The 15033-nt window shown below is 41.6% G+C and carries 14 protein-coding genes; 8 read left to right on the forward strand and 6 right to left on the reverse strand.

Annotated elements, in window-relative coordinates; translation table 11 throughout:
• Nucleotides 1–8 precede the first annotated feature (8 nt).
• From ACC612_RS12325 to ACC612_RS12350, 6 genes are all read right to left on the reverse strand, one after another.
• Complete coding sequence (locus tag ACC612_RS12325; RefSeq protein WP_371854860.1) at nucleotides 9–1769, reverse strand: MFS transporter; 1761 nt, start codon at nucleotides 1767–1769, stop codon at nucleotides 9–11.
• Between the two features lie 75 nt (nucleotides 1770–1844).
• Nucleotides 1845–2489: a DUF116 domain-containing protein gene (locus ACC612_RS12330; protein ID WP_371854861.1), complete on the reverse strand. Its 645-nt coding sequence runs from the start codon at nucleotides 2487–2489 to the stop codon at nucleotides 1845–1847.
• Nucleotides 2482–3120, reverse strand: coding sequence for a DUF116 domain-containing protein (locus ACC612_RS12335; RefSeq protein WP_371854862.1), 639 nt, complete (start codon nucleotides 3118–3120; stop codon nucleotides 2482–2484). Before ACC612_RS12335 ends, ACC612_RS12330 begins: the two co-directional genes overlap by 8 nt.
• Nucleotides 3121–3183: 63 nt before the next feature.
• Nucleotides 3184–4431 (reverse strand): (Fe-S)-binding protein, encoded by a 1248-nt coding sequence (locus ACC612_RS12340; RefSeq protein WP_371854863.1) that lies wholly within the window; start codon nucleotides 4429–4431, stop codon nucleotides 3184–3186.
• Nucleotide 4432: 1 nt separating this feature from the next.
• The gene (locus ACC612_RS12345; protein ID WP_371854864.1) at nucleotides 4433–5224 is read right to left on the reverse strand and encodes a disulfide reductase; all 792 of its coding nucleotides are present in this window, start codon (nucleotides 5222–5224) and stop codon (nucleotides 4433–4435) included.
• A 210-nt stretch (nucleotides 5225–5434) separates the two neighbouring features.
• On the reverse strand, nucleotides 5435–6094 hold the full coding sequence (locus ACC612_RS12350; RefSeq protein WP_371854865.1) for an NAD(P)/FAD-dependent oxidoreductase: 660 nt from the start codon (nucleotides 6092–6094) through the stop codon (nucleotides 5435–5437).
• 223 nt (nucleotides 6095–6317) lie between these two features.
• Between ACC612_RS12350 and ACC612_RS12355 the strand changes: the two genes are divergently transcribed.
• The 8 genes from ACC612_RS12355 (at nucleotide 6318) to ACC612_RS12390 (ending at nucleotide 14566) form a co-directional block, all read left to right on the forward strand.
• A complete protein-coding gene (locus tag ACC612_RS12355; protein ID WP_371854866.1) occupies nucleotides 6318–7235 on the forward strand; it encodes a hypothetical protein in 918 nt (305 codons plus the stop codon).
• Between the two features lie 390 nt (nucleotides 7236–7625).
• Nucleotides 7626–7880: a hypothetical protein gene (locus ACC612_RS12360; protein ID WP_371854867.1), complete on the forward strand. Its 255-nt coding sequence runs from the start codon at nucleotides 7626–7628 to the stop codon at nucleotides 7878–7880.
• 334 nt (nucleotides 7881–8214) lie between these two features.
• Complete coding sequence (locus ACC612_RS12365; RefSeq protein WP_371854868.1) at nucleotides 8215–9204, forward strand: hypothetical protein; 990 nt, start codon at nucleotides 8215–8217, stop codon at nucleotides 9202–9204.
• A gap of 225 nt (nucleotides 9205–9429) precedes the next feature.
• Nucleotides 9430–10122 (forward strand): metal-dependent hydrolase, encoded by a 693-nt coding sequence (locus ACC612_RS12370; protein ID WP_371854869.1) that lies wholly within the window; start codon nucleotides 9430–9432, stop codon nucleotides 10120–10122.
• 93 nt (nucleotides 10123–10215) lie between these two features.
• Nucleotides 10216–10929: a metal-dependent hydrolase gene (locus ACC612_RS12375; protein WP_371854870.1), complete on the forward strand. Its 714-nt coding sequence runs from the start codon at nucleotides 10216–10218 to the stop codon at nucleotides 10927–10929.
• Nucleotides 10930–11027: 98 nt separating this feature from the next.
• The gene (locus ACC612_RS12380; protein WP_371854871.1) at nucleotides 11028–11621 is read left to right on the forward strand and encodes a metal-dependent hydrolase; all 594 of its coding nucleotides are present in this window, start codon (nucleotides 11028–11030) and stop codon (nucleotides 11619–11621) included.
• 282 nt (nucleotides 11622–11903) lie between these two features.
• Entirely contained in the window at nucleotides 11904–12026 is a 123-nt protein-coding gene (locus ACC612_RS12385; protein WP_371854872.1) for a hypothetical protein, read from the forward strand.
• A 245-nt stretch (nucleotides 12027–12271) separates the two neighbouring features.
• The gene (locus tag ACC612_RS12390; protein ID WP_371854873.1) at nucleotides 12272–14566 is read left to right on the forward strand and encodes a PGF-pre-PGF domain-containing protein; all 2295 of its coding nucleotides are present in this window, start codon (nucleotides 12272–12274) and stop codon (nucleotides 14564–14566) included.
• Nucleotides 14567–15033 lie beyond the last annotated feature (467 nt).

The raw sequence follows: 15033 nt of genomic DNA on the forward strand, positions 1-15033 counted from the left end.
ATACCTGCCTAAGCCTTTTCTTCAGATCCATATGCTTCATGCACGTACCGCTCTCCCCTCATTGCTGAAAGTAAAGCTGCTATTGCAGAGAGAACAGCTCCTATGATGAATGAAACTCGTAGTGCTGGCATGAACGCCTGCTGCAAGGTCTGAGGGAACCAGTAGGTGCTCTTGAGGGTATCCACAACAGATTGCGGAATCGCGCTAACGACATTCGGATCCATTGCTTCCAGAGTCGATCCCATTGGATTGTACCCTAAGAAAGCAGAGAATAATGCATTGGTAGGTGGCAGACCTGCCAGCTGGTCCCCCAGATTTTGAACAACAGGACTGGATCCAAGGTTTGCAAATGATTCATGAATAGCACCTGGTAACGCTCCCTGGATACCGACTATCACGATGGTAAAGAAAATAGCCATACTCAAAGTCGCAGCTGAGTTGATCAGAGTTGACATCATTCCGGAAGCAACTCCCCTATCCTGGGCTGGTACTGAGTTCATAATGGAGGAACTGTTAGGTGAACTGAACATACCATTTCCAATCCCCATAAAGAATATGAGAATTCCAAGCTGCCAGTAATCGAAATTTGAGGGAAGTAATGCAAGTCCTATAAAGACCAGTGTCACAATGACCATACCAGAGGTAGCTATCCACCTTGGCCCGTATTTATCCGAAAGCATTCCTGATATAGGTCCCATTATAATGAATCCCAGGGTCATGGGCAGCATGTATATTCCAGCCCATAAAGGCGTATCCTCAAAGCGGTAACCATGCAGAGGAAGCCAGATACCCTGTAGTAACAAAATCAGCATGAACATAATTCCTCCCCTTGCAATGGCTGCTGTAAAACTGGCAAGGTTTGCATAAGCAAAAGACCGGATCTTGAAGAATTCGAACCTGAACATGGGATTCTTTGCCTTACGTTCAACAAATGGGAATATTATCAATGCTACGATGCCTATGCCAAGTGTTGACATCACCAAAGGACTATTCCAACCCATAGCATCAGTGATACCATTGTGCTCGTAAGGCATCAGGCCATAGGTAACACCAACAAGAAGTGAAGTCAGCCCGCCAATGAATAAGATATTTCCAAGCACATCAATACTTGTCTTCGTTGCCTGGAAGGAGAGCTCTTTCATATTCCTGTAAGAAACGACAGTTCCAAGCAAAGCAAAAGGAACGTTCACTAAGAATACGTAGCGCCAATTATACGTTGCCAGTACACCACCCAGTAATAAACCGATGAACTGGCCTGACATAATGGCTACCATGTTAATACCAAGAGCCTTTCCCCTCTCACTTGTGGGAAATACATCTGTAATGATAGCTGCACCGTTTGCCATGGTAAATGCACCACCCACAGCCTGTATGAGCCTGAAAATGATAAGCTCCAGTGCACCAGTGTTACCGGTGTCAGGCGTAAGATAGAGCAGAATCGAGCCAACGGTAAAAATAAAGAATCCTAGTCTGAACAGTTTGACTCTACCGTATATATCTGCCAGTCGTCCTATACTAAGAAGCAGTGTGGCTGTGACCAGACCGTAACCCATGAGTATCCATAGAAGATACTGGAACGCATCCGGAGCCATAGGGTTTATTTTAATGCCTGTGAAAATAGCGGGTAGAGAAATCAATATTATGCTACCATTTATAGTACCCATTAGAGATGCGAGTGCCACGTTGAACAATGCAATCCATTTATATGCAATGCCTTTTTTTACAGTATCTTCATTCTCTGTGGTTGTTACATTACTTTTGTAATCCAAATTATTACCTTCAGTAAATATCTTTTTCAAAAATCAAGGGGTGTTTATAGCCTCAGATAGGCTGGTACATATTTCTTATGTTACAGGCTGTACAGGTCCTGTATAACCAAACTCCTCAAAAGCCCGCGTTACTTTTTCATAATCTACTTCTGTGTTATAGCACCCATCATTAAGCATTGAGATGCCATAAGTAACTACTTTTGTGCCTTTAAGGGCCTGCATCACTTTGATAAGTTCATAATCACATGCAATCAAGAGAGCTCCGTCTATAGTTTCATCCCGCAGGATATGTTTGACAAAAGAAGAACCTGTGATTATGTACAATTTATATCCGTATTTCTGTGCGTCCTTGCCGAGCTGTTCATAGACACACTTACCACAAGACATGCACTGTATTCCTTCTTTTGTGGAATGTGCAGGACAATCCATAGAACGCATACAGTGAGGAGCGAGAATAATACGTTTTTTCGTATGTTTAAAATCGTTTTTACTAGCTGTGTTTTTTAAAGAGACCATCCATTTATCTAGTATCTTGGGGTCAGAAAATTTGTAGAACAAGTACTTGATCGGCAAATAAAAGAAGTCAAGTATTTCTGCAAAAGAGCCTGCAAGCCAAACATTACGATTTACACTCATGCGACTGACAAAAAGAGCGAGTGCAGTAAGTATAATAGAGGCAAGAATAAGAACAAAAACGATCTCACCTATTATTTTATACACAGGATTCCTCCATTTTCCTGATGATTTCTTCCACATTAGCTTCAGTGTTGAAACATCCGTCTTTAAGCAAACAGATGCCCTGTACTGGCATGTAGGCTGCAACTCCCTGAATGGATTCTGAAAGCTCAGGGTAGCAGGCAACACCAATGCAGCTTTCAGGTTTGTGAACTTTAAGTATCTTCTTTACAAAACTGCCGCCAGGAATCACAAATACCTTAAAACCATATTTATCGGCGGCCTCGCAGATAGTTCCAATATCGCATTTTCCACATTTTTTGCATAGATATCCATCAATAGGATCACATCTTGCTTTACAATCAGGATGCCTTAAGCATTGAGGCAGAAAAACGACTTTACGCCCTTTTGTTTTCTGGAATTTTTCCAGCATCAGAGCATTTCTTAGCTCTACAAGGATCTCATCAACAATAGTATCGCGAATAGAGAACCTCCTGCATATCCACTTAGCAGGACCGTAGAACAGGTATAACATAAAAAGTACGAAACCCGGAAAAAGTATCTTGTGACGGCTAAAACTGTAAGCACCCAGCAGTAAAGCCAGACCTATACCTATAATGACAAGAATAGCCAGTAGTATGAATACCTTTCCCAGTATTTCATAGGGAATCTGCATCTTTAATCTCTATTGCAGGTTTTTATCTGAAATGTATTGTGCTAAAAAAGAGAATGTTGAGTTTCACTCTGCAGGAGTGTCACTCAGGTCGATTCCCATGGCTTCTGCCACAAGCACTACTACGTCTTCAACTTCAAGTTCTTTTACACCAAGAGCATCTCTTCCATCGCTAAGGTTCCTCTTACAGAAGGGACATGCGCTTGAAAGGAGGTCTGCCTTTGTTGCCAGAGCATCTTCAACTCTTGTTCTTGCAACACCCAACGCGAGGTCAGGAATACCGGCTTTTACACCGCCGCCTGCTCCACAGCAGCGCTGGTTCTCCTCGATCCTTTCCATTTCTATGAACTCAATACCAGGAATGCTCTTGAGTACAGCTCTTGGGGGCTCGAATACACCTACGTGACGTCCAAGGTGGCACGGGTCATGATATGTGACCTTCTTGTTAATGGACTGCTCCCACTTGATGTCTCCTTTCTGGATAAGGTCCTGAAGGAACTGGGTTATGTGAACTACCTTAAATGGAAGTTCCTTACCTGTCAGACGTGGCCAGTCGATAAGTGAAGCCCTGAAACATCCGGCACATGCATACAATACTGTCTTTGCACCTTTTGCCTTGATGTTATCAATATTCTTCTGTGCGTTCTTCTTAGCAGTGTCATTTATGAAATACTGACCTGTCCTGATAAGTGCTGAACCGCAGCAGATCTCATCTTCTCCAAGCATTGTGAACTTAATTCCAAGCTTGTTGAGTACACGTGCAGTTGCAAGGGCCAGTTTTCTCTGCTTAAGTTCTGCAGTGCATCCTCCGAAATAGAGAATCTCAGCCTTATCTTCGACCTTGATGTCAGCAGGGAACCAGTTGACTCTGTCCTTGTTGTCTGCCATGTATGGGTTCTTGTATTCTCCGATGAGTTTCAGGAACATACCCTGCTTTCCGAATGGACCGTTACCGCGCTTCACAAGGTTGGCACGCATGGATTCCCACAGTTCGACAGTGTTTATAGCAGATTCACAGACTGTGGCACACATACCACAGGTGGTACATCCGTATACATCGTTCTTGAACTGCTCTATCTCTTCTGCAGAGATCTCCTTGGGACCAAAGAGCTTTGCACGCAGTCCATAGGACTTGTTCATGAAATCTTTCCATCTGAGGATCTTGTCCCTGGGTGCAAGACCTGGGTTCTGCCCGGATGCATCGTATGTCGGACACCAGTTAACACATTCTCCACAGCGGCTGCATGAGTCTAATTCCATGAGCTGTACTGCTGTAAAGTTCTCTGTATTAATTGAAGGTTCACGTTTTGCCATTTTATTCTCCTCCCTTGTTTGCAAGGAGTGCTAGTGGTATTGCTATTATGTGAATGTATTTGCTGAACGGGATGTATGCGATACAGAACAGCAATGAGATAATAACGTGGAAGAGTGCTGCCGGTGGTGCCAGTTCATTGTGAAGGCCCATGCCCCAGAAAGTACCGTTCCTTATTCCGTCTGCAATGAAACCTGTGACTGTAATAACTGTGAGACCAATCAGAAGGACGGAGTCATAAGCAATGGTTGCTTCTCTTGCCTTTGCAACGAACAGTCTCCTGTAGATAGCGATTATAATTCCTATGAGTAGTATGTAACTGAATATGTCATTGGGTAGTGAGAGTAGTCCTCTGAATGTCTCAGGGATCATGAACCATGGAAGGGACTCTGCATATCCTACCTTTTCACCGATCATGTGTACCATTTCGACAAAGAACATAGCACCGGACATAGCAAAAAGAGTCATCCAGCCGACAAAAATAGTGAAGTGCATGAACCATCTGAGAGGACTTCTTCTCAGGATCCTTCTCTGAAAAAGAATGTCAAGGACAAACGTTGTAAGAACCGACTGATTATGAACATGTGCATGCTCATTCATCTGATACATGAGCGTCTTAGGGAAAGCCATAATGCTTTTTGATGGTGCCTGACCATACCCAGTGGAGCCCATACCCCATTTCTTTAAGTTGATGTACATTCCTACAAGAAAAATACCAACTGAAAGGAAAGAAATAATCATAATCTGCACAAATGTGAGTCTTAATGCCTCGGATACACCTGCAAAATACTCCATATTTATCTTCTCCTGATATTAGTATAAACAAGTAACTATTATAAAAATTAAATTTAATTTACTCTCGAGTAACCGTATTGGTCTGGATGATTGTTGTGTCGATTATATTTAAAGATTTTCATTACTTATATCGATCAGCAGCCACATTTTTCAAAACACTAATAATTGGAGCAAGTGATGTAAAAATAGAAAAAAAGATGTATGGACTGCTCACAGCCCGATATCTTCTCTGAACTTGTCAAGTCCGATCTCATCGATCATTCTGCCAAGCCTGTGTTTTGTGTTACAGCTCTTATAATAGCTGATTATCCTGTCAACGAGTGCGAGGACTTCCTCATCGTTCAGTTCATCTGCAATTACATCTGCAAGCCTTGGCTTAATGCCTGCACTTCCACCGACCATGACAATATATCCTTTGGGAGTACCCAGGATGCCTATGTCCTTGATCGCAGGTTCGGAACAGGAGTTCATGCATCCTGCAACGGCTATCTTCAGCTTGGATGGCAATTGCATACCGTGGTACTTTTCGTCCAGTTTAAGACCCAGACCTACGGCATCCTGCTGGCCGCGCTTACAGAAGGTCGTACCCGGGCATATCTTAATGCTCCTGACACACAGCCCAACTGCTGCTGCCGGTTTCATATCCAGGTCCTTCCAGATGTTATCCAGGTCAGCTTCCTTGATACCTACAATGCAAATTCTCTGCGCAGATGTCATTTTCATTGCTGCAGCATTGTATTTCTCTGCAACATCTGCAATCTTGCGCAATAGATCGGGAGTAACTATACCTCCAGGGATCTGCGGTGCTATTGCATATGTTTCCTTATCTCTCTGCAAAATTGCTCCTTTTTCCAGTTTGTCTCCTGCCATGTTAATCACCTTTTATGGTATTTTCAGGAAGTTGCCCTGACAATATACCCCACTTGGTGGGATGAAATTGGCAGCCATGTTAGATATTGTTTGTGCTCTCTATTTTGAATAAAAGAAGTCACTGTATTCTGTTATTCATCTGAATATAAAAAGATAAACTTTAAGTAAAGGAAGAATGTCAGAATACATAATTAAAATGTCAATTTAGCGTAGGGGATTTCTATTGAGTAAAAGTTCTTCAAGTGCTTCAGGTAAATTGCATAGCTCAAACTTTAAAGGACTTAGCCGTATGCCCATTGCACCGATCAGTGTGCTGTTAATAATATTGGTGTCCGCAAGTTGTGTTCTTGCAGGGCCTGTGACTGAACTTAAGATCACTCCGGAAAGTCCATGTGCTTATGATGGTAATATTACTATAACAGGTAAGGTAGATCCTAACGAAATTGTCACGATAACTACTGCTTATGTAAAGGAAGTAAATGTGACGGATGGTAAATATGAGTATGATCCGGGTATCGTACTCATACCTGAAGGTACGACTTTCTGCAGTATTTCGGCGGAAAGTGTGGAGGATATAACAATAAGCACAAATCTCTCCAAATACCTGCCCTTACCTATATCCAGGACACAGGAAGCATCTTCGGATAAAGCATCCATGTCCGTTTCATCCCCATTTATCCTTCCAGGCGAATACAGCTTGTTAATAGGTGGTAATGCTGCAGATAAACAAGATGATAACGACTCTGTAAAGACTGTGGCAATCACTTTTGTTGCAAAGATGGACGTAAAAGCTGATGCAAACGGATACTTTGAGCAAGTTTGCTGCACCAACAGGCCTGCAGGTAACTATACTCTTAAGATAGGTGACGAAACCAGAGTTGTAAACTTAAGAGATTGTTCAAAAGATGGTAAAAGCAACACTACAGTACCCAAGAGCGGCGGTACAGGATACGCAAAAGTAAGCGGAGTTGGAAATGCAACTGTCAATGCGTCAGTTCTGCAAAGTATTCCCGATACAGATTACGGACCGGAAGATGTTCCCGATGTAGCCGAAACAACTACCACTGCAGAGCCTCCGGCAAATACCTCCTATAGTATAATAGACATTATAAAGGCAATTCTGAAATGGTTGGGCTTTTAATGAAGGGGGGTCTAACAACCTCCTGCCCTAATATATTAGTGTTCTTTTTTGAGAACATCATGTTATTTCTAATGTACATAGTACCTAGTTATTCTGAACTTCCAGTTATAGCCATTTATCGAAGTATCAAAAAGTATATTGATCGTTTTTTTAAGAAGGCATTCATCTAATCGATATTGACGATAGAGACAATTATTAAAAAAAATGAAACATCCCTAAAAACGCAGTAAGAAAAATCAGCCAGACGGTATTCTATTTGTACCAAGCATGAAATAATCGAACCACCCAATACATAAAAAAAAATAAAGTAGCGAGTATTGATTTTAGATAATCTCTACTACTTTATATACCACTATTGCCGCAAAGGAAACCAACAGTGGGAGTATACTGATGTCCAGCAAACTGCTTATACTACGGTTCCACTTGCTGCAAGCAGATAAAATCTCTTTTGCTGATAGAAAAGCTATTAAACCAATGACTGCCAGCACTCCATATTCAGGAATCCCCACATTTGTTGTCATTGAAATAGCCCCAGCCGCTGTAGATGTAGCCGCTGTAGATACAGCTGACGTAGATACTGCTGTAGTCAACATGGTAAATAAGTCAACTACTTTCCACTATATAAATCTATTCAAATGTGCTTAAAATAAAACACATTATAATATATATAGATAAGAATCTCCACTTTAATTAGATAGTTGACAATTTAATTAGGCGTTAACGCCATGAATATGACATATTTTGAATAAAAATTGATACTGAAGTGGAGAATGCTAATTTTGAAAACGAGTTGAATTAAACACAATGCTAATTCATTATAATATACCATATGATTAAAAATAAGATTTATAAAAAATATACGATCTTTGCTAAGATTCGATCCATGTAATAGAATAGATAACTTTAAGTAAAAGGTAAAGTTATAGAAGAATGTCAGAATACATTATCAAACTGTCAATTTAGAGTAGGAGGTTGTTTATTGAATAGCGAATATTTAAGTGCTTCAGGTAGGCGCAGTTCAGGCTTCAAAAAGCTTGGTCGCGCATCCATTGCATCGATCAGTGTACTATTAATTTTGTTGATATCCGCAAGTTGTGTCCTTGCATGGCCTGTGACTGAACTTAAAATAACTCCAGAAAGTCCGTGTGCTTATGATGGTAATATTACCATAACAGGTAAGGTGGGCCCTAACGAAATCGTCACGATAACTACCACTTATGTAAAGGAAGTGGATGTGACGAATGGTAAATATGAGTACGATCCAGGAATTGTACAAATTCCTAAAGGTACAACTTTCTGTAGTATCACTGCAGAAAGCGTGAAGGATATGACCATCACTACTAATCTCTTTAAATTTATTCCCATATCTAAGACACAGGAAGCTTGTTCTAACAAGGCAGGTATGTCTGTTTCATCCCCACTCATTCTTCCAGGTAATTACACCTTGTTAATAAGTGGTAATGCTGCAGACAAAAAAGCTGTTACAAATTGCAATGATGGAAATAATGGAAAGGATGACAAAGGCTCTGTGAAGACTGTGGCCATCACATTTGTAGCAAAGATGGATGTCAAAGCTGATGCAAATGGATACTTTAAACAAGTCTGCTGCACAAATAGGCCACCAGGCAAGTACACTCTCAAGATAGGTGACAAAACCAGAGTTGTAAACTTGAGAGATTGTTCTAAACAAGATGGTAAAACTACTGTGGATGCAGTATCTGGCGATACAACAAGCAGCACCACTACTTCCAGCGGAGGTTCTGGAAACGCAGTAGTAAGCAGCGGTGTTGGAACCAGCAGTATTGGAAACGCAACTGTCAATGCAACAGTTCAGCAAAGTGTCCCCGATACAAATGATTACGGACCTGAAGATGTTGCTGATGTATCCGGAACAGCTTCAACGGCTTCAGCAAGTACCAACAGTATAATGAGTATTATACAGGCAATTCTGAACTGGTTGGGCTTTTAATGAAGGAGGTTTGACAACCTCCCACTCTATTATTTTATAAGTTTTTTTCTATTTTATGACCTTATATTTTGATTTTACATAGTAATTCGAAAAACAGCTAATTACTTCTATTGAATTTGATTTCAGGAATCAAACAAGTAATATTTTGATTGTTTTATCTTGTGCAGATGATACCAGGAAGTTATGTCATTAGATATATATTGATTAAAATTATATTACTGCATCATGCCTTATCCTGTTGTACACATGATGTTCTTTGTGCTTTGCATATCCCTGCCCGGACTGTTTAGTTTTGCACAAACTGCGCTTGGCGGTGAAGTGTACAGACGGGACTGGTGGAATTTGCTATTATTACTCTCCATAGGAGGATTCTTCTCATTGTTGCCGGATATACCGGCAGTATGGAACTTTGTCTTGCACGGAAACCTGGATCACGGCATGGCCGGACCAGTACCAACTCATTCTATAGTGTTTGGAGTTGTTGCATTCTGCAGCGCCTTTGTATTAGGATTGATAGGGTACAGACACCGGGACAAAGCATTGGCTCTGGGCATGTATGCAGAGGCAGCATTTCTTTCCCATCTGCTTCTGGACGACATAGCAGAAGGGGGACTCTCTTATCTTTATCCATTCCACACTGAAACCATGAGTTTGTTCTCTTACGTAAATGTAAAATACTCTGGCATAGATTTCCAGGAATATAATACTGCAGGCATGGTTTCCGTCTTCTTCATATTCTGTGTGCTGCTTATGGCTCTTATGGCATTGAATAACCTGGGCTTTGGTTTCAGGTATGAACCGCTCGGAAGCAAAGCAGAAACAGCATGCAATCAAATTCCTTTTGCTTCACAACATACCATAAGAGATATTAGAGAGATCCAGGTAGTGAATGCCGATATTGCAGAAGATGAATATTAGTACTCATTGGCACATACTTGGAAAATACTAAGAGTAGTTATTGCACGCATCGAGCGACAGAATTATAAAATGTTTTAACCTCATTAATACTGCATGCCCTATCCGGTTGTACACTTAATGTTCTTTGTTTTCTGCTTATCCTCACCGGCGATATACGGTTTCGCAAAGACTGCCTATTTGAAAGGTGTGCACTGGACAGACTGGTGGTATCTGATATTAATATTAGCCATTGGCGGGTTTTGCTCGCTGCTGCCGGATGTACCTGCGGTGTGGAATTACCTGCTGTATGGCACCCTGGGACACACAAGAATTGGACCAGTACCTACCCACTCTTTATTATTCTGCAGCCTGGCATTCATAGGCGTAGCTTTGTTAGGTCAACTGCTGTACAGGAACCGGGACAAAGCCATAGCCCTTGGAACATTTGCAGAGGCTGCAGCTCTCTCACATCTACTATTGGATGATGTAGCGGATGGCGCTATTACTTATTTTTATCCTTTCTACAACGCGTCGATGAACCTGTTCTCTTATGCGAATGTAGATCTGGCCAAGGTAAACTTCATGTACTACAATCTTGCAGGCATGGTGATCGTTGTTTTTGTTTCCTGTGTGATGCTGATGACACTTGTGTCTCTTAACTACCTGGGCTTTGGGATACAATATCGGCCTCTTGCAGAGAAAAATGCAAAGCTCGGATACGATAGGTCTGTAGTGGTATCCGAAAGCAATCGCAGAGGAGCGTATATACCAGAAACTGAACATGGAATGAAAGTAATAGAAGCTGATAGTGCAGAAAACAGGCAATAATAGTAGCACGTCACTGACATTATTATATTAAATAGTATTTGTGTTCAAAAGCATTGACCGATATTATTATTAAATATAGCTAATATTATCATAATGCTATGCCATACCCACCTGTACATTTAACACTCTTTGTATTGCTGTTAGTACCGATAGCCCTCTATGGATTTGCACAAGCTGTCCGCCAGGGAAAAGTGCAGCGCAAGGACTGGGGACATTTATTACTATTACTAGCCATAGGCGGATTTTTCTCGCTGTTTCCGGATATATCTGCTGTGTGGAACTTGCTGGTGTACGGCAAATTGGGAGGACATTGCATGATAGGGTCTTTCCCTACACATTCAATATTGTTCAGTATCATTGCTATTGTCAGCGGATCTCTGATAGGCATGCTGGTGTACAAACAACAGAACAAAGCTTTGGCCTTAGGATTATTTGCACTGGCTACCACGCTGTTCCACTTGCTTCTGGACGACCTTGACGATGGAGTCATTACATACCTGTACCCGGTGTACAATGAACCATTTAGCCTGTTCACCTTCCTGTACACAAACCCTGCAAATATGGGTTTTCTGAACTATGCATTTGCAGTTGCAGCAGGAGTTTTCTCCTTTGCCATTGTGCTGGTTATGAATTACGCATCCCTTAAATACCTGGGATTTGGTCCCAGGTACGTGCCTTTTGAGCAGAAATGACGAGCTTTGAAAAGGAATAGAAGTAATTGGAGGGCAGATCATGTCGATTGTTGAGCATAAGCTGAGTACAGCTATAGCTTCGGAAAAATCTCTTGCAAAACTTTGGGATACTCCAGAAGAAGATGAAGCATGGGCAGACCTCTAAGTAGTGCATGTTACATTTTTGGTCAAACCCATACACTCCTGCATTTGCCCATGAATGAACAATAGCACATATATTTATATTATTAAATAATATTCTATTGTATTAATAGATACATGCAATAAGGAGTGACTGCTGACATGAAGTGCAAGTTCTATAGGAAATGCAGTTTTGCAGACTCGGAGTCTGCCACATGCACCCAGGGACATGGGGGCAAATACTGCGGAAAATATCGTATTTATCAGGTCGGCCTGTCAGTGTAACTAATTCTTTCCGGCAATGTTAGATATCTGAGTCTGTTTTGTCTAATTTCAGCCTGTGCAATCTTCTTTTTCCCATTTTTCCTCGTATGCAATAACAACGCCAGTGAATATTATATTACTAGTATTATAACTTTCTGAACTGATTTTGTAAAACACATTTAAATAATGTTAACCCCAACATATCCCAAATAGTACAAAGCAAGTCAACTAACACTTAATTAATGTAATGAGGGGTACAATAGAAAATGAATTTGAAGAGACTTACGTATTTTGGAGTTATACTTATTATTCTGCTAATGAATGTAGCAACAGGAGCTACTGGCAATTCAACTACGGATACAAAAGAATTGGATGCAGCTATCACATCAGCTACTGCAAAAGCAGACAGTGCAGTAGCAGGAACTGGTGTAGGCCAATATCCGCAGTCTGCAATTGATGCATTAAATGATGCTATTGATGATGCAGAAAAGGTTGCTGATGATTCAAGTTCAACACAACCTCAAATAGATGCAGCTCTTGCTGCTCTCAATGAAGCCATAGAGGATTTCGATGCAGCTAAAATAGCAGGTGCAGACAAGACTGCATTAACAGCGGCTATCAAGACAGCCAACACAAAAGTAAAAGCAGCTGTGGCAGGAACGGATATCGGACAGTATCCGCAGTCTGCAATCGATGCATTCAAAACTGATATCAGTGCAGCACAGAAAGTTGCTGATGATACGACTGCAACTGCGGATGAAGTAACTCAGGCGGTTACTGATCTTAAGGCAGCGCAAAAGAAGTTCGATGCAGCCAAAATATCAACAGTGAATAAAGATACATTGACAACAGCCATCGAGGAAGCCAATGAAAAGGCAGATGCAGCAGTAGCGGGGACTGGAGTAGGACAGTATCCGCAAGCTGCAATTGATACATTTAATGCGGCCATTGCTGCCGCACAGGAAATTGCAGATGATGCAACTGCAACTGAAAGTGAAGTAGCGAAGGCAGCTAGTGATCTTAAGGCAGCTGTAAATGCTTTTGACGCGGCTAAAATATCAACAGTGGACAAGACTACATTAACGGCATCTATTAAGGAAGCCACTGAAAAAGCAGAAGCAGCAATAGCCGGAACACATGTAGGAGAGTATCCGCAAGCTGCAATTGATGCATTAAATACAGCCATCGATGCAGCGCAGGAAATTGCAGATGATGCAACTGCCACTGAGGATGAAGTGTCTCAGGCAATTACTAATCTTAAAGCAGCTAAAACCACTTTTGATACGGCTAAAATAACAACAGTAAATATAGTACTTTCTTATGTAACAAAACTGGAAGAAACAGCTACAGGTTCTGACTGGATCAACTGGAATTGGGTAAATCCTACTGAGGAGACTTTTAGCTATGTCCAGATTTACATGAATGGCGCATTTGTCGCAGATACCTCAGCTGATCCATCTGTTCATTCCTACAATGCAACGGGACTTTCCAACGGAACTACTTACACCATCAGTATACGTACTGTAGATGTTGCCGGAAACATCAGTTCTACATGGGTCAATGATTCGGCCACTACCGGGCAACTGCCAACGATATACAACCTGCGCGGTACAGATATCACAAATAGTTCTATCACGCTGGCATGGGAAGCCTCCAGCGATACCTCCCGAGTACAGATCAGCAGATACGGAAGTATCCTGGGCAATGTGAGTGGCCTCACAACTTATGTAGATGGTAACCTGAGCACTGGCACAACTTACAGCTATACTTTAATTCCATACGATGAGAGTGGCCTGGCAGGGAACTCAGTAAGTGTTAGCCTTAGTACGTCTTCCGGCAGCAGTGGCGGCAGTAGCGGCGGAGGAGGTAGCAGTAGCAGTAGCAGTGGAGGTAGCAGTAGCAGTGGAGGCGGTGGCAGCTCCGAGGACTTTGCGAATATTGCATTAAAAGATGCGGATACCGAGTACCTCACAGCAAATGCCAACGTAACTTATGAGTTTACTAAGAATGGAATTGACATAATGTCAGTGAGTTTCTATTCCCTGAAGACTTCAGGAGAGATCACATCCACTGTAGAGCTTTTGAAGAACCAGTCAAAACTGGTAAACAGCACTCCTGAAGGCGATATTTATGAATATATCAACATCTGGGTGGGTAAAGCCGGATTTGCCACTGCAACTAACATAGATAAGCCGCATATTATGTTTAAAGTAAAAACCTCCTGGATAGAGGAGATGGGTATAAAGCCAGCTGACGTAAAGCTGCAGAGATACAACGGCACAGCCTGGGAAGTGTTGCCGACTACAGTTATCAGTGAAACAACGGATTATGTAGTATTTGACGCCCAAACCCCTGGCTTCTCACCGTTTGCCATCACGGCAGAAAAATCACTTGCTTCCCCCATAAACACCGAGACGGTTAAAGAGGCTGCCAAAGCAGCAATAGTAACCACACAGCAGGTAGTACAGGAGAAAAAGAACACTATATGGACATTCGTCATAGCCATTGCTGTAGTGGAAGTGTGTTCCATCGGCTTTGAGTATTACAGGAGGAAGAGATAAGGTAATACTCTTTCTTTTTTTGGCTCTGTAGAAATCGTCAGGTTACAATCTCAATTGTGGGCAGATGCAACCACAGAGAACACAGAGTTCACGGAGATGGATAACTATTCAAATTCTCTGTGTTCTCTGTGAACTCAGTGGTTCAAACTTAATGTGCATGTTTTCTACAGAGCCCTTTTTTTACTTTTTTTCAATACCAAAACCACTTGTACCGCATACGCCCGGCATAAGTGCGGCAACCCCCTTTCTACACACTCACACAGATTTACAAAACCCCTTTCATCTGATGTTGCCGCATGTTAACAACCGTCATAATACTCTTCTTATAAAAGCCCCCGAACAAACATTTTCAGACACATCCAGCCTCATTACAATACACACTCATCATGTTTCTTGAATTTATCCGTATACAGATGCATGATTAAACATAAAAATCACTTTCATTTGACCGTTTCTAAATTATTGAA

The organism is Methanomethylovorans sp., from assembly GCF_041447285.1.
Taxonomy (GTDB): domain Archaea; phylum Halobacteriota; class Methanosarcinia; order Methanosarcinales; family Methanosarcinaceae; genus Methanomethylovorans.